The organism is Rhodoferax sp. UBA5149 (assembly GCF_002413825.1).
Lineage (GTDB): Bacteria > Pseudomonadota > Gammaproteobacteria > Burkholderiales > Burkholderiaceae_C > Rhodoferax.
Map to the genome: position 1 here is coordinate 1 of NZ_DHXT01000077.1, position 15765 is coordinate 15765.

A 15765-nucleotide genomic window follows, 5' to 3' on the forward strand; every position below is an offset into this window, starting at 1 on the left:
TGCAGGCATCAGGCATGATGCGTGGCTCCAACTTTTTTCAAAGTAAGCGACTGCCATGGCGTCCGCCCCAAACTTCTCGCACAACGCGCCAAACCGTCTGACGGCCTACTTGCTGCTGGCCCTCAGCATGTCGCTCGTCGGCAGCTATGTCGCCCTGTCAAAGTCGCTGGTGGCAGTCTTTCCGGTCTTCTTGCTGGCCTGGATGCGCTTTGGTATCGGGGGCCTCGCCATGCCGCACTGGTTTCTGGCGCCGGTCGGCGAAGCACCAATGAGCGCCCACACCAGAAAGCTGGTGTTTCTGGAGTCCTTGCTGGGCAATTTCCTGTTTTCGATCTGCATGCTGTTTGGGGTGAGCATGACCAGCGCGGTCTCGGCCGGTGTCATCATGGCCGCCATTCCGGCCGTGGTCGCGCTGATGAGCTGGTTCTTCCTGCGCGAGCGCATTGGCCTGCGGGTGTGGGCCGCGATTGCCTGCGCGGCCTTCGGCATTGGTCTGTTCGCGCTATCAAAACAAGAGCTGCCTGCGCATACTGCTCGGGGGATAGCGGCCGATTTGTCATATAAAAAAATGCTGTGGGGCAATCTGCTGGTGTTTGGCGCCGTGTTGTGCGAGGCCGCTTACGCCGTGATCGGCAAGAAGCTAATAGGCGCCCTGAGCCCGAAACGGATCACGGCCCTGATCAACCTGTGGGGCTTCCTGCTGATGACGCCCATGGGCCTCTACGTGGCCTGGAAATTTGATTTTGGCGCCGTGACCCCAGGCGCCTGGCTGCTGCTGGTCTTCTACGCGCTGGCGGCCAGTGTGTGGACGGTGTGGCTATGGATGACGGGCCTGAAAACCGTGCCGGCCGCGAAGGCCGGTGTGTTCACCGTGATGCTGCCGGTCTCAAGCGCATTGGTCGGCGTCTTTGCTTTGGGTGAGACGCTGCGTGGCGTGCAACTTCTGGCCTTCGGCATCGCGCTGCTTGGAGTGATGTTAGCCACCCTGCCAGCTCGTGCCGCCATCAAATCAACCCGCCTCAAATGAGACGGCTTGCCGCCAGCACCATGCCGTCTTCATCCGCATAAAGCCAGTCGCCCGGACGAACCCAGACACCCTGCAACTGGACCGCAATGTCTTGTTGTCCTTCATTGCGTTTTTCAGTCGGCAGCGGCAGGCTGGCCAGGGCACGAATCCCGACGTCCAGCACGGCCAGTTCCGCGACGTCACGCACGCAACCATCCATCACCACGCCAGCCCAGCCGTTTTTGACCGCCGCTGCACCGAGGTTGCCGCCCAGCAGTGCCCGACGCAAGGAGCCGCCACCGTCAACCACCAGCACCTTGCCCACCCGGCCCGAGGGTGTCTCCACATAGCCCACGGCATCAAGTGCCGCTTTGACCAGCGTGTTGTCCTCAAAGCACTTGATGGTGACAACCGGACCGAAAAATTTGCGCACGGCACCAAAATCGCGAAACACCGGGGGCAAAACCTGGAATTCACGGGATGAAGCGTTTTTGTGTGCATCGCACAGGTCACAGGTTGCAAATGAGGGGGTCATGGTTCAGTTCCTTTGGTTGGCAAAATTGTAGAGCGTCACAGCGGGTTCCCGCGAGACGCAAGCACAGGAAATAGCGTGTCGTGACGCGGTGTTAATAGTGGCATCTGCTGCACTGCATGAGCAGTTTGCGGCGCCTCGCACGGACCGCATTCCGTCTTCAGAGGGAAAAGAGCTGGAAATCACCAATGAAAAAACAACACGCCCCAATGAAATAAACGTTTTTTCCCTTGGAAACACACAAATTCTCCAGTAGCATCCGCTGTGCCAGTGAAGAAGCAGTTTTTTGCTGGTGATTAATCAACTTCTAGAAGGACAATAAATCATGGCAACTGCAAAAAAAGCTCCGGCAAAGAAAGCTGCACCCGCAAAAAAAGCAGCAGCACCGGCTAAAAAGGCTGCTCCTGCAAAGGCTGCAGCACCCGCGAAGAAAGTAGCCGTCAAGGCTCCAGCCAAAAAGGCAGCACCAGCTAAAAAGGCTGCGCCCGCCAAGAAAGCCGCTCCAGCGAAAAAAGTAGCTGCACCGAAAGCGCCCGCCAAAAAGCGGACCGCCAATGCAGCGTTCATGAAAGCCCTGACGCCCAGTGCCGCTCTGGCTTCCATTGTGGGCAATAGCCCGCTGCCACGTACCGAAGTGGTCAGCAAGCTGTGGACTTACATCAAGAAGAACAAGCTGCAAGACGCCGTCAACAAGCGCATGATCAACGCCGACGCCAAGCTGAAGGAAGTCTTCAACAAGGCCCAAGTGTCCATGTTCGAGATGGCTGGCCTGATTGGCAAGCACCTCAAGTAATCAGCCCCTGCTGTTTACTTCAAAGGCCGACGCAAGTCGGCCTTTTTTGTTTCAGCACGAGAACCTGGGAACGCATGGCACACGAACCGCTTTGCTATTTACAGCGTCTGTGATGCTTTTTGTCTGGCCTGCGCCGTCTGTGTGATGGCCGACAGGGTGCCGCGGGTGCTGATCACCTCCGGGTCCAGCATCACCTCGATCAGGCTACCCTCAGCGCGCGCCAGCGCCGCCATCAAGGCCGGCTCGAACTCGGCCGTGTGGGTGATCCGAAGGCCCGCGTAACCATAGGCGCGCGCCAGCGCCGCAAAGTCCGGGTTCTTCAACTGGGTGCCGGTGACGTGTTGCGGATACTCGCGCTCCTGGTGCATGCGGATGGTGCCGAACATGCTGTTGTTCAGCAGCACGATGATGCTCTTGGCGCCGTACTGCACGGCGGTGGCCAGCTCTTGTCCATTCATCAAGAAGTCACCATCACCGGCGATGGTGAAAGCCAGGCGCCCGGTGGTAATGGCGGCCGCAATGCCGGCGGGCACCCCGTAGCCCATGGCGCCGTTGGTCGGCGCGAGCTGCGTTTTGAAGCCCTTGGCCAGCCCGTGATGCCGGTAAAAGCGGTGCACCCAGCTGGCAAAGTTGCCAGCGCCGTTGGTCAGCACCGCGTCCGCCGGCAGATGCTTTTGCAGCGTCGCCACAATGGCGGGCATATCGATGTCACCGGGCAAGACCTGCGGCTCCAGATTGGACAGGTAGTCGGCGTGGCAGGCCTGGGCCCACTCCTCCCACGCCAGTGCTGCCGGCGCTGACAGGGCCTCCAGCGAGCGAGCAGCGGCATTCATGCTCGCGTTGATGGCCAGGTCAGCCTGGTAGACGCGATTCAGTTCTTCGGCACTGGCGTGGATGTGCACCAGCTTCTGTTTCGGTTTGGGCACCTCGAGCAGGGTGTAGCCGCCGCTGGTCATCTCGCCCAGTCGTGGGCCGATGGCGATGACAAGGTCGCTGTCCTTGATGCGCTGGGCCAGCTTGGGGTTGATGCCGATGCCCACGTCGCCCGCATACAGCGCATGGTGGTTGTCGAACGTGTCCTGAAAACGAAACGCGTTGCCCACCGGCAGCTTCCAGTTCTCGGCAAAGCGCTGCAAGGCCTGGGCCGCCTGCACGGTCCAGCCGCCACCGCCCGCAATGACCAAAGGACGCTCTGCTTTCAATAGCATCTCACGCAGGAGGAGCAAGGCGTCGGGGTCACTCCAGGCAGAAACCGCGGCCACGCGCGGCAGCGCTTGCGGCAGCACGCCGGTGATCGCATGCGCCGTCACGGCCTGCGTCAGCATGTCTTCCGGCAACACCAGCACCACCGGGCCGGGGCGGCCATTCATGGCCGTGGCAAAAGCACGCGCCACGTACTCGGGAATGCGGTGCACATCGTCAATGCGCTCCACGCGTTTGGCAAACCCTTTGGTGCTGGGTCCAAAAAAGCTCAGGTAGTCCACTTCCTGAAACGCTTCGCGGTCGCGCGTGTCACTGGCCACGTCGCCAACAAACAGCACCATCGGCGTCGAATCCTGAAAGGCAGTGTGCACCCCGATCGACGCGTTGGTGGCACCCGGCCCGCGCGTCACGAAACAGACGCCGGGACGCCCGGTGAGTTTGCCGTGGGCCTCCGCCATGAAGGCCGCGCCGCCCTCCTGGCGATTGATGATGAAGCGTATCTGGTCCTGATGCCGGTGAAACCCATCGAGCACCGCCAGATAACTTTCCCCGGGGACGCCAAACGCATGGGTGACGCCCTGGGCCACCAGGCATTCGACGAGAAGATGGCCGGCAATTTTTGTCGTCATTTTTGATTGTTCTGTCAATCAGAACGTGTCCCAGCCATCGTCGGTCGCGGCAGCGGCCGTTGCCTTGGTGCTGGGTGCTGGCGCGTTCAGGGCGGTTTGCCTGGCAGGCGTATTGACCATCGGCTTTTTGGGCTTGATCGCCGGTTTCCGCTGGGTCAGCGCGACGGCGGGAGCGGGCTTCCTGGCGGGGGCCTGCCGGGTGATCGGCGCCTTGCTCATCAGCGAGCCGCTGTGACCGCCTGGAAGTTTGAATACGGCCACCGTCGTGACCAGGTCCTGCGCCTGTGATTTCAGGCTGCTGGCCGCAGCCGCCATCTGCTCGACCAGGGCCGCATTCTGCTGGGTGGCCTGATCCATCTGGGTGACCGCTTCACCCACCTGCGACACGCCCGAAGCCTGTTCGCTGCTGGCCGCACTGATCTCTCCCATGATGTCGGTCACGCGCTTGATGGAGCTCACCACCTCGGTCATGGTGACGCCGGCCTGGTCCACCAGGGTGCTTCCATATTCGACCCGTTCGACGCTGGCATTGATCAGTGACTTGATTTCCTTGGCGGCTTCGGCAGAACGCCCGGCCAGGGAGCGCACTTCACTGGCCACCACCGCAAAGCCCCGGCCCTGCTCGCCAGCACGGGCCGCTTCCACCGCCGCATTGAGCGCCAGAATATTGGTCTGAAAGGCAATGCCGTCAATGACACTGATGATGTCGGAGATCTTGCGGGACGAGTCGTTGATGCCTTTCATGGTCTCGACGACTTGACTCACAACCTCACCGCCCTTGATCGCCACGGTAGAGGCGCTCATGGCCAGCTGATTAGCCTGGCGGGCGCTGTCGGCGTTTTGCTTGACGGTGGCGCTGAGCTCCTCCATGGAGGCCGCCGTTTCCTCCAGGGCACTGGCCTGTTGCTCGGTACGGGCGGAGAGGTCTTGGTTGCCTTGCGCAATCTCGGCGCTGGAGGTGGCGACGCTTTCAGAGCCCTGGCGCACATGGGCCACCACGTTGCTCAGGCTATCTTTCATGCCCACGAGCGAGCTCAACAGCACGGCAATCTCATCCTTGCCGGCAACATCGACCTGCACCGTGAGGTCGCCCGCCGCAATGGCATGTGACAGATTGGCGGCCTGCGTCAGTCCCCGTCCAATCGCGCGAATCAGATAAAAACCCATCGCCCCCGCGAACAACACACCCACCACAATCGACAAAATAGACACCCAGCGAAGCGTTGCATAGCGGTTGGTCGCCGAGTCGTACTCGATCTTGGCCTCATCGGTTTGAATCTTGACCAGCGCGGCCATGCTTTCGCGGGTCGGTGAATAAAGGACAGGAATGACCCCGATCGACAACCGCGTCGCTTCCTTGAAATCACCCGCTCGCAACGCGACCACCGCCGGACGCAGACCTTCGGCGACAAACCGCCCGCGCCGCGCTGCAAATTCCTTCGCATGGCGTTCTTCATCCACGGTCAACTTGGTCGCCATGTACTCGCCCCAAGTTTTCGTGATCGCGGCGATATTGGCGTCCACGGCGTCGGCGTTCTTTTTGACGACCTCGCTGGTCGCGTCCAGCGCCGCCGACACCACGACAAACCCACTGCTCGCCATCAGGTGTTGAATTTCGCCCAATTGGGCCAGCGCCACGGTGCGATCCTCATAAACCGACTGCAAGGCCGTGTTGCTGCTTGAAATTCCCCACAAACCGATGCCACCGATACCAATCAACAAGACCGACATGACGCCCATCAGCAGCATCAAGCGTGTAGAAATTTTCATGTTTTTTTCCTCAATGAGTTTTCGCGCGCACGCCAACAATAACAGTGTGCCGGGTGGCACTCTAGCCTATTCAGAAACCGTCAGCCACGTCGAATTGAAGGCAACCCATGCCGCCCGGGCAACAGGCTCTGCACCCCGCGCGGCTCAGGCGCGGTTCAAGCGCGCTGTGGCGGGCGCCCGGAAGTGCGCTGGCCCACGCCCAGTGCCGCCACCACGCTGAGCAGCAACACGGCCGCCGCGCCGAACAGCGTGGCGCCGTACCAGCCCCGGTCCATGAAAGCGCCAAACAGAAGGGGGGAAATGGCAAAGCCCACGTCCAGCCCGGAATACACCATGCCGTAAACCCGCCCGGTCGCACCCTGGGGCGTGGCCTTCTTGATCATCATGTCGCGCGAGGGCCCGCCGATACCCACGGCAAAGCCGGTGCCGGCCAGGATCACCATGGTGCCGGTGGCACCAAAAATCCCGGTGCCGCACAGCGCCAGCAAGAGCGCCGCCACCCCCATGGCGAGGGCAACGACGCGATCACTGCTGGCGGTGCGTGCCGCGATAAAGCCCCCGACAAACATGCCCAGGGCACCGCACAGCATGTAGGCCGTCAGCGTCACGGTCGCGGCCTCAAAACTCACGCCATGCATGGCTTTGAGAATGGACACCGAAAAACTTTGCACCACCGCCAGCGTCATGGTGGACAACAAAAAGAAAGAGAAGCACCACCACACCACCGGCAGCTTCATGAACGCCATATCATGTTCCGCATGGACATCCGCATGGCGCACCACCACCTGGGTGCTCAGCTTGTCGCGCTGCAGCACCAGCAGCAGCAAGATAGCCACGTACATCGCGGCAGCGGCCAGATAGGCCGTGCGCCAGCTGTACAGGCTGCTGATCGTGGCAAAAAAAACGGGTGCTGCGGCCCAGCCCAGATTGCCCGTCAAGCCGTGGGCACTGAAGGCATAACCCAGGCGCGGGCCCGACACCCGCTGGTTCAAAATCGTGAAGTCGACCGGGTGAAACGTGGCGTTGCCCAGCCCTGCCAGCGCCGCCACCCCCAACAAGCCGGTGTAGCCCGTCACCATCGACGCGGCGCCGCACGCCAGCACAAAAATACCCAGCGCCGCAAACAGCAGCGGCCGCGCGCCGAGTCGGTCCACCACGAAACCGGCCGACGCCTGCCCCAGCCCCGAGACCACGAAAAACGTGGTCATCAGCAGGCCCAGCTCGGAGTAGCTCAGGCCGAACTCGATCATGAAGACCGGAAACATCAGCGGCAGCAACAAGTGGGAAAAGTGCGAGCTGGCGTGGGCCAGCCCGACCAGGCCGATGATGGTGGCGTCCTGCTTTAGCGTGGAAGTTAGAGGCCCGGCAAGGGGCGGATGAAGTGTGGCGCTGCTCATGCCGCCATGGTAAGTGGCGCGGCGTCTTCTGAAATACGACAAATAGACAATAATTGTCGAATATCTGCCAAGCCAAGGAATTCCGTGTGAAACGCAAATCCGCCCTCAAACCCGAGCTCGTTGGCGACACCAACCCGGTCGCCCCGACGCCCCGTCGGCCGCTGCGCAGCCGCGCCCGCTCGCTGGTGGTGGACGCCCATTTCGAGCCGCACCAGCACCCGTGGGCGCAACTGGCCTATTGCGCCAGCGGACTGATCCAGGTGACGGTCGCCGTCGGCGATGCGCACACCACCTTCATCCTGCCACCCTCACGCGCCGTCTGGATTCCACCCGGCGCCCGGCACGCCGTGACGGTGCTGGAAGCGACCGAACTGCGCACCGTCTACCTGGACCCCACGGCCACGCCTCCCGGCTGGCAGGGGTGCCGGGTACTGGTCGTCTCCAACCTGCTGCGTGAATTGATTCACGCCCTCGAAGCCTCGCAAGCGTGCGCCCGGGACGACGCGCTGATGGCCTTGACCCTGCATGAAATCACCCACGCCGACACCCAGGCGCTCGGTGTGCCGCTGCCGCGCGACAAGCGCCTGCGCAGCCTGTGCGAAGCCGTGCTGCGGGCTCCTGGCCAGCGCGCCACGCTGTCCGAGTGGGCGGTGGACATCGGCGCCAGCGAACGCACCGTGGCGCGCCTGTTTCGTACCGGCCTGGCCACCAGCTTTCAGCAGTGGCGCCAGCAAGCCATCCTGGCCCACGCGCTACCGATGCTGGCGCGCGGCACACCGGTCAGTCATGTGGCGGCTGCCAGCGGTTACGCCAGCGACAGCGCGTTCTCGGCCATGTTCAAATCGGCGATGGGCCACTCGCCCAGCCACTATCAAAGCAAAAACGTGCTCTAGCCCGCGTAAAATATGCGTAATACGCTACTATTTTTATAGCAAATTATTTCCTAATGACTTTGAATACACGCCACACCCCGACCGCCGTGCTGGCCGCACTGGGCGCTGCTGCCCTGTTCGGGGCCAGCACGCCATTGGCCAAACAGTTTGTCGGTGAACTGTCGGCCCTGCTGCTGGCGGGCTTGCTGTACTTGGGCAGTGGCGTCGGACTCCTGGGTCTGCGCCTGATGCGCGACCGGGGCTGGCGCAAGCCGGAGCTCACGCGCGTCGAGTGGCCCTGGCTGTTGGGGGCGATCGCCTGCGGCGGCATCGTGGGACCGACCTTGCTGATGCTGGGTCTGGCGCGTGTGAGCGCGGCGTCTGCCTCCCTGCTGCTCAATTTTGAAGGCGTGTTGACGGCGCTGCTGGCCTGGGTCGTGTTCAAGGAAAACGCCGACCGGCGCGTGATGCTGGGCATGGCCTTGATCGTGGCCGGGGGACTGATGTTGTCCTGGCCCGGTACGCCGCAAAGCACCTTAGACGGATGGCAGGGGGCTGCGTTGATTGTGGGCGCCTGCCTGTGCTGGGCGCTGGACAACAACCTGACGCGACAGGTCTCCAACTCGGACGCCCTGTTCATAGCCTGCCTGAAAGGACTGATCGCCGCAGCGGTCAACATCGGGCTGGCCTTGCTGCTGGGCCAGTCTGTGCCGCCCTGGACGGTGGCGGGTCCGGTCCTGCTGATTGGTTTTCTGGGCTACGGGCTAAGTTTGACGCTGTTCGTGGTGGCCCTGCGCGGCCTGGGTGCCGCGCGCACCGGCGCTTACTTTGGCGCAGCACCCTTCATGGGTGCGGCCATCGCCGTCGGCCTGTTCCATGAAAGCACCTCGCCCTGGTTCTGGGGCGCAGGGCTGTTCATGGCCGTCGGGCTCTGGCTGCACCTGACGGAGCGGCATGAGCACCCGCACTGGCACGGCAACCTGCAGCACAGCCACCCGCACTACCCGGATATGGATCACCGGCATGACCATCCCTAGCGGGGGGACAAGCCTTTATTTCAAGCCCAGCGGATCGGTGGCCTTACCGTCGCCGATCATTTGACCCATCTTGAAGATGCCGCTCACGCGCAGGGCCGGCTGGCCATCCGCGCTCACCAGGCACTGGCCAAACATCATGTTGCGCGTGGTGCGCAGCACATCGGCCTCGCCCTGCACCCAGGCGCCCAGGGGAGCCGAGCCCATGTAGTCGATCTGCAGGCTGATGGTGGGCAAAAAGCGCCGCTCCATGTCCGACTGGTACATCGAGGCACAGGGAATCAACATGTCCGCAAACGTGGCCAACATGCCACCGTGACAAATCTTGAGCGGGTTGGTATGCCGTTCTTCCACCCGAAACCCCAACAGCAGGCGCTGGCCCGTCCATTTGCCGTACAGCGGACCGTTATGGTAAATAAAAGGGCCACCAACTTTGACGGGTTTGAATCCTTCAGGAATGTCATCGGCGGCATTCGCTGCAATATCGTCAAAATTGGAATTGAGGGGGGTGGAGGTCATAAGTGGTGCGGTCCGGCGCGTCAAGCGGGTCGGGTAAAAAGGACCACTATAGAGAGGTTTGCAAACCCGCGCCCAGCGCCATGTCCGGGTCGCGACACCCCAGAAAAACGAGACGACGTGATTTACCGGTTCTAAGCGCTGGATTCCGCAAGCGCAACCTGCAAAAGTTTGTCAATCTCGCCGGTAATGCCGGTCAGTACCGAGGCCACCACCGAAAATTCACGTCCCGCAACGCCGGCGCGCGCGGCGATGATTTGTGCGTTGAAGGCAACCATGTGCGCCTGCTTCGAAATGGCCTTGATCTCGCTCATCACGTCCAGCAACTGATTCTTGGCCTGGTTGGCATGGCTGCGCGCTTCCTTTTCGTAGATGGCCGTGAGGCTATTGAGTACGACCAGCAAGGGGGTCGTGGTTTCAATCAGCTCATCCAGCAAAACGGACACCTGGCGCCAACCCGACTGGATCGCGTGTAGCGCACGTTCAGCCAATTCGATGAACTCCCGAATCTTCTTATCCCCTTGCTCCGGGCCAAAGTAGGCCTCCTGCAGGGAGGAACAGAAGACCCCCGGCAAGGTGTCATCGCCCTTGATGAGAGCGCTGTGCGCAGCCCTGAAAAGACCCAGTGCATCACTGGCGACACAGGCCAGCGTGGGGTCTTTCTTGGCAGCCAGCACCGCGTACAGAACCACCCGCTGTGACGTGAAGCGTCGGCGGCCCGACAGGTTGATGAGGGTGGCGAATACTTCACCGGACAACTTGGGCGCGGGCGTTGGTACACGGAGCAGGGGTCTGTTGGCAATGGCAGAGGACATAGGTTCCACGCTTTCAAAAAATGAATGACTTTCCAACAGGTGTCTATTGCCGCCACCGCCCTGCGGGGTACTTCGTGAGCAGATCCGCCAGGCTCAAGGGCCGACTGAGCAAAAACCCCTGAATCAGGGTGCACCCCGATTGCTGGAGAATCTTCAGCTGCGATGCGGTTTCGACACCTTCGGCAATAACGTCCAGATGCATTTGCCGACCCAGTTCAACGATCGTTTTCACAATCGCCCGGTCGTTGCTTTGATACGTTAGATCACGAACAAATGAGCGGTCGATCTTCATCGAAGAAATGGGCAGGTTCTTCAATAACGCCAAGGAGGAATGCCCCATGCCAAAGTCGTCCAGGCTGATCTCGAAACCGAGTTGCCGCAAGGTGCGCATCACCGGGATCACCTGGTCTGGCCGCTTCATCAGCATGCCTTCCGTGAGCTCAAGCGACAGATTGCGCGGGTCAAGATCGAACGCGGTGGCCAGCGCGCGCAACTCTTGCGGCAAGGTGCTGCTCATGAACTCCGAGGCGGCCATGTTCACATGGACCTTGAGGTTCTTGAAATCGGCGCAGCGCAAGGTGGCCAGATCGCGGCAGGCCTGCTCGACCACCCATTTCCCGATCTGCACGATGAGATGGCTTTGCTCGGCAATCGGAATGAAGACATCGGGAGGAACCAGCGTGCCGTCCGGGCGCCTCCAGCGAATGAGGGCCTCGACGGCATTCATTCGTTCAGTGGATATATCGAAAATGGGTTGGTACGCAAGAAACAGCTCGGGTCCATGCAAGGCATGATGGAGTTCGGTTTCAATGGTCAAGCAGCGGGCCAGGGATGACTGCTTCTGTGCCAGAGCATGCGGACTGCTGCTGGAAAAAATGTTATAGCCGTTTCGACCGTTCTGCTTGATACGGTACATCGCCGCATCCGCGCTGCGAAGCAGTTCGGGGCTGGTTTCGCCATTTTCCGGGAACGTGCTGATGCCGATGCTGGCGGACACCGTCACCTCGACGCCGTCGTAGGTGAATGGGGTTCGTGCCGCCTGCAACACGTTTTCCGCCAGCGCGGCCATGTGCTCCGTCGAGTCGCCTGGCAATAGCAGTGCAAATTCATCGCCGCCCAAGCGCCCCGCGCTGGCACCCACTGGCGCCAGCGCCTGTAAGCGTTGGGCAAATTCACGCAGGACAACGTTGCCGGCCTCGTGACCGAACGCATCATTGATCGGTTTGAAGCAATCGAGGTCAATGAAGATCAGGCCAAAGGATACCTTGGCCCTTGCCGCACTGGCGCAGGCTTGGGTCAGCAGTGCGTAAAAGTGGCTCCGGTTGGCGAGTCCTGTCAGTTCGTCAACCCGCGCCAAGTGAAGAATGATGGCCTGTTGTTCAAGTCGTTGCGCCATGCGAGCGATGAAGGCACCGATGGTCGTTGACAGGTTGGGCAATTGCGCTTCCGGCTGGCGCGACAAGCTGCTGTAAAACTCGAGCACGCCGGGGCTGTGGTGGTGGCCGTCATCGGAAACATAGGTGACCGGGAACACATAGCCTGACCATAGCCTGCATTCCCTGGCACTGGTGCGTCGCAAGAAGCGCGAGTCACTGGTCATGTCTTCCACCCAACCGGCTTCACCATTTTTCCAGACACTACCGACCAGACCTTCACCGGGTGCCATGGAGAGGGTCAAGCTTTCCTGACCGAAAGAACCCAGATCGTGTTCGGGGTGGTGCCAAAAGTGCTTGCATGCGAGCTGCTGCGTGCCTTGCGGTGACTGCTCCAGTGCCCAGTAGGCGCCCCAGTCCCAACCGAGGTTTTTACAAATCAGCTGAATGACGTTGATGACGGCATCGCCCAGCGTGTGGGACCCAACCAAAAATTCCGTCAATTCGAAGCCCAGTCGTTCGCGCATGGCCGCGTGCTTGATCGGTGTGACGTCAAGCAATATGCCGCTGATGAGCTGCGGACTGGCCAGGTCCACGGGGAGCGACGTCAGACGCAGCCAGCGCAAACCATGCGTGGCATTGATGACGCGAAATTCACTGTTGATGGGCTGGTGCGGTTTGCTGGTGAAGATCGACAACAAACGCAGCAGGTCGTCCGAGACAACGTAATTGAAGCAGTCGTCCAGCCGATGGTACTGCCCCGCTTCCACGCTCAAATAGTGCGCTGCGGTGGCGGACAGTACGAGCCGAGAGGTTTCGGGCTCAAACCACCAGCGTCCAAATGATGCGGCCTCTTCGAGCGCGGCTGGCACCGGGCTTTGTGTCAAGGCCAGCTGCAACCGTGGAGAAATGCGCGGGCTCTGGGTAGCCAATGAACTTACGTCGACAATTTCAGGCATGGTGACTTCGCAAAGTAACTATGCCATCCACCAAGCATCTTTCATGCCAGTCTTAATTGGTGGTTTGTGCGATTGGCAATAGGTGGATACCCGCAGGACGTGCCAAGGTGGTGCGCCAAGGTCCGTGTTGGTGCCAAGGTGCTGGCCGCGCAAGCGGCCATGGCTTACGCCGAGCCCAACCGGGCGTTGATTTCGGCTTCGTCGAGCGTGACAAAAATCGTGTTGTGCCGATCCGTGAACGGCCCGCCGCCGGGAATGACATCGCCATGATGATCGTAACCAATCGCCTTGAATTTCCAGACCGCGTTGATCAGCTTCAGGTTGCCCACATGCTCTCCCTGATCGGTCAGGACGCGATAAACAAGGTCATTGGTTCTGCCGAGGGTCAGCTTATGCATGGGCATCCTACAACGGTTAACAAATGCCGTCGGTCGCTTTTGAGCGTCCTTGGGCGGATAAGATGATCATCTTTCGACATTTAAAACACTTCCATGGCCTGGGACTATCCGCAACCCTTCACCTTGCCCACAGTGCCACTGGCCGGTGACATTGACGGTCTCAATCACACCAACAATGCGGTGTATGTTCAATGGTGCGAGAAGATCGGCTGGGCGCATTCAGAAGCACTCGGCCTGAGTCTGGCGGATTATCAGCGCCTTGATCGTGCGATGGCGATTCGTCGTGGCGAATATGACTATTTGTTGCCTACGGTACTCAATGACGAGCTCACCCTCGCCACCTGGCTGACTTCCAGCGACGGTAAATTGACCATGGAGCGTCGGTTTCAATTGATCCGCAACCGGGACCAGGCAACCATCCTGCGCGGACGCTGGGAACTGGTGTGCATTGAGCTCAGCAGCGGACGAGCGCGTCGAATGCCGCCGGAGTTTTCGCAGGTCTACTTGGCAGCCATGGTTGGCCTTGAACCCATAGTAGAAGACCCACTCTGCCGCGACATAGACGACAGGATAGATTGCCGCGCAGACTGCCAATGACAGGTAGGCCGAGAAATGATTCTGGGCAATGACGATTATTTGAAATAGCGCGGTGCTTACGCTTGTGGCTTAACCACAGGTCCGACAACACCCTCCAGGTTGGAAACCAGCGCTTTTCGGTACTCCGAGACATAGAACGCCACGGCGTTCTCCTGATCTTGTTCCGCACCATTTTGAGACACGAAATTGAAGGCGTTGTAGCGACCTGCGGCGAACAGAATGGCGGCGCTGACCTCCCCGTCGTTTCCGCCCTCGGCCAATCGGTTGGCAAGATGAATGAACTCGTCAACGAGCTTGAGAAATTCTGGAGGGTAGGCCATGGCAGTCTTTCGTTGGGGCGATGGAATTACTCAGACCGGCACTTGGCGCAAGCAGGATCGTGAGCGTCTCGAAGAGGCTATTTTGCTGCTATTCGAGGCGCCCCGGCGCATCGCACGCTTCAACGCCCGATCAAGCGGCAATAGGCCTGGCGTGTCTCGGGTGACACAGACGCAAGCAGTTGCGGATACGTGGTTTTATGGCGCGCCAGCATCCGTGCCGAGGCAACAGTTTTGGAGCGACAGAACCAGTGGCAGGTGTGCTGCATCAGAAACAGTTCGGCGGACAGGGTGAACGCCTTGCTTTTGGGCGTCAGATGGAGACTGTTGTTCGTTGCATTGGTGATCCCCTGCGCGTGAATGGCCAGGGCTTTACGCAGGTCAAACGTGGCGGCTGGAAAAAGCTGGTCGGCATAGGGGATGGACAAGGCGAACTTGCTGACGCGCGCGTCGGCTTCATCGACCTTTGAAAACTCCGCAGCGAAACGATTGAACTGCTCACACAGCGTCATCTCGGCCGTGGTCAACAGATGCCAGATTTGTGCCCGGCGTTCTGCATCACCCTCGCCCAGCGCCCGCAGGTAGCCCTCGGTCAGGCTTTCCATCAGTTTTTCAATCTGCTGCTTGCCGAGATGACTACCCAACAAGGCAATGCGTCGGTTCTGGTCCCTCGATTTGAGCGTGTACGCGCCAATGCCGATCAACACCAGCAGAATCAATATTTCCATTGCTTGTAGCAGTCGTTTGAGTAGGGCTTGAGTGTAGTGGCCCCTCCATTGGCTAAGCCATTCAAAAGCGTTCAGTGCACCACACGCTCGAAGCTGAACTGCCCCGGCGAGCGAATTGGGTCCACGTCGACCGGAATCACGTCCTTGGGCAGGAACTTGCCTTCCAGCAGCAGCTTGGACAGCGGGTTTTCAATGCGCTGCTGAATCGCACGCTTCAAGGGCCGCGCGCCAAACACCGGATCGAAGCCGACCTTGGCCAGCTCGGCCAGCGCCGCGGGCGACACTTCCAGCGTCAGGTCCATCTTGGCCAGCCGCGCTTGCAGCACCTGAATCTGGATAGCGGCAATCTCGGCGATATGCGCGGCGTCCAGTGCGTGGAACACCACGGTCTCGTCGATACGGTTCAAGAACTCGGGCCGGAAGTGGTTCTTCAACTCGTCCGTCACCGCGTCCTTGATGTCCTCGCTGTCCTGACCGACCATGGCCTGGATCATCTGGGAGCCAATATTGCTGGTCATCACGATCACCGTGTTCTTGAAGTCCACGGTACGGCCCTGGCCGTCGGTCAGGCGGCCATCGTCCAGCACCTGCAGCAGTACGTTGAAGACATCGGGGTGGGCTTTTTCCACCTCGTCGAGCAGCAGCACGCTGTAGGGCTTGCGGCGCACGGCTTCGGTCAAATAGCCGCCCTCCTCGTAGCCCACGTAGCCGGGAGGCGCGCCGATCAGGCGGGCCACCGAATGCTTCTCCATGAACTCGCTCATGCCGACGCGGATCAGGTGGGCCTCGCTGTCGAACAGGAAGTTGGCCAGCGCCTTGCACAGCT

General features: G+C 60.5%; 16 protein-coding genes. 5 read left to right on the forward strand and 11 right to left on the reverse strand.

Features of this window, described 5'->3' with window-relative positions:
• Positions 1-55: 55 nt before the first annotated feature.
• A complete protein-coding gene (locus B3V69_RS06495; protein WP_296444897.1) occupies positions 56-1027 on the forward strand; it encodes a DMT family transporter in 972 nt (323 codons plus the stop codon).
• Here the strand turns inward: B3V69_RS06495 and rraA are convergent.
• Positions 1020-1541 carry a ribonuclease E activity regulator RraA gene (gene rraA / locus B3V69_RS06500; protein ID WP_296444899.1) on the reverse strand — a complete coding sequence of 174 codons (522 nt, stop codon included), beginning with the start codon at positions 1539-1541 and terminating at the stop codon, positions 1020-1022. The two genes, B3V69_RS06495 and rraA, sit on opposite strands and share 8 nt — an antisense overlap.
• A gap of 322 nt (positions 1542-1863) precedes the next feature.
• Between rraA and B3V69_RS06505 the strand changes: the two genes are divergently transcribed.
• On the forward strand, positions 1864-2331 hold the full coding sequence (locus B3V69_RS06505; RefSeq protein ID WP_296444901.1) for an SWIB/MDM2 domain-containing protein: 468 nt from the start codon (positions 1864-1866) through the stop codon (positions 2329-2331).
• Between the two features lie 98 nt (positions 2332-2429).
• On the opposite strand, the gene B3V69_RS06510 is transcribed toward B3V69_RS06505, so the two are convergent.
• From B3V69_RS06510 to B3V69_RS06520, 3 genes are all read right to left on the reverse strand, one after another.
• Positions 2430-4163, reverse strand: coding sequence for a thiamine pyrophosphate-binding protein (locus tag B3V69_RS06510; protein WP_296444903.1), 1734 nt, complete (start codon positions 4161-4163; stop codon positions 2430-2432).
• Between the two features lie 18 nt (positions 4164-4181).
• Complete coding sequence (locus B3V69_RS06515; RefSeq protein WP_296444905.1) at positions 4182-5933, reverse strand: methyl-accepting chemotaxis protein; 1752 nt, start codon at positions 5931-5933, stop codon at positions 4182-4184.
• A gap of 155 nt (positions 5934-6088) precedes the next feature.
• The gene (locus B3V69_RS06520; protein ID WP_296444907.1) at positions 6089-7330 is read right to left on the reverse strand and encodes an MFS transporter; all 1242 of its coding nucleotides are present in this window, start codon (positions 7328-7330) and stop codon (positions 6089-6091) included.
• Positions 7331-7416: 86 nt separating this feature from the next.
• On the opposite strand from B3V69_RS06520, the gene B3V69_RS06525 reads away from it, so the two are divergent.
• Together B3V69_RS06525 and B3V69_RS06530 are read left to right on the forward strand one after the other, a co-directional pair.
• The gene (locus B3V69_RS06525) at positions 7417-8223 is read left to right on the forward strand and encodes an AraC family transcriptional regulator (protein ID WP_296444909.1); all 807 of its coding nucleotides are present in this window, start codon (positions 7417-7419) and stop codon (positions 8221-8223) included.
• 53 nt (positions 8224-8276) lie between these two features.
• Positions 8277-9239: a DMT family transporter gene (locus B3V69_RS06530; protein WP_296444910.1), complete on the forward strand. Its 963-nt coding sequence runs from the start codon at positions 8277-8279 to the stop codon at positions 9237-9239.
• 15 nt (positions 9240-9254) lie between these two features.
• Here B3V69_RS06530 and B3V69_RS06535 read toward each other — a convergent pair whose 3' ends face one another.
• The 4 genes from B3V69_RS06535 to B3V69_RS06550 form a co-directional block, all read right to left on the reverse strand.
• A complete protein-coding gene (locus B3V69_RS06535; protein ID WP_296444912.1) occupies positions 9255-9755 on the reverse strand; it encodes a PaaI family thioesterase in 501 nt (166 codons plus the stop codon).
• Between the two features lie 131 nt (positions 9756-9886).
• Complete coding sequence (locus tag B3V69_RS06540) at positions 9887-10567, reverse strand: methyl-accepting chemotaxis protein (protein WP_296444914.1); 681 nt, start codon at positions 10565-10567, stop codon at positions 9887-9889.
• Between the two features lie 43 nt (positions 10568-10610).
• On the reverse strand, positions 10611-12899 hold the full coding sequence (locus B3V69_RS06545) for a putative bifunctional diguanylate cyclase/phosphodiesterase (RefSeq protein ID WP_296444916.1): 2289 nt from the start codon (positions 12897-12899) through the stop codon (positions 10611-10613).
• 164 nt (positions 12900-13063) lie between these two features.
• The gene (locus tag B3V69_RS06550; protein WP_296444918.1) at positions 13064-13297 is read right to left on the reverse strand and encodes a hypothetical protein; all 234 of its coding nucleotides are present in this window, start codon (positions 13295-13297) and stop codon (positions 13064-13066) included.
• A 93-nt stretch (positions 13298-13390) separates the two neighbouring features.
• Between B3V69_RS06550 and B3V69_RS06555 the strand changes: the two genes are divergently transcribed.
• Complete coding sequence (locus B3V69_RS06555) at positions 13391-13894, forward strand: acyl-CoA thioesterase (RefSeq protein ID WP_296444919.1); 504 nt, start codon at positions 13391-13393, stop codon at positions 13892-13894.
• Between the two features lie 56 nt (positions 13895-13950).
• Here the strand turns inward: B3V69_RS06555 and B3V69_RS06560 are convergent, their stop codons facing one another.
• The 3 genes from B3V69_RS06560 to B3V69_RS06570 form a co-directional block, all read right to left on the reverse strand.
• On the reverse strand, positions 13951-14214 hold the full coding sequence (locus tag B3V69_RS06560; RefSeq protein WP_296444920.1) for a DUF3144 domain-containing protein: 264 nt from the start codon (positions 14212-14214) through the stop codon (positions 13951-13953).
• A 119-nt stretch (positions 14215-14333) separates the two neighbouring features.
• Entirely contained in the window at positions 14334-14939 is a 606-nt protein-coding gene (locus B3V69_RS06565; RefSeq protein WP_296444921.1) for a hypothetical protein, read from the reverse strand.
• Positions 14940-15010: 71 nt separating this feature from the next.
• The coding region (locus B3V69_RS06570) for an AAA family ATPase (RefSeq protein ID WP_296444923.1) at positions 15011-15765 on the reverse strand (755 nt) is incomplete at its 5' end.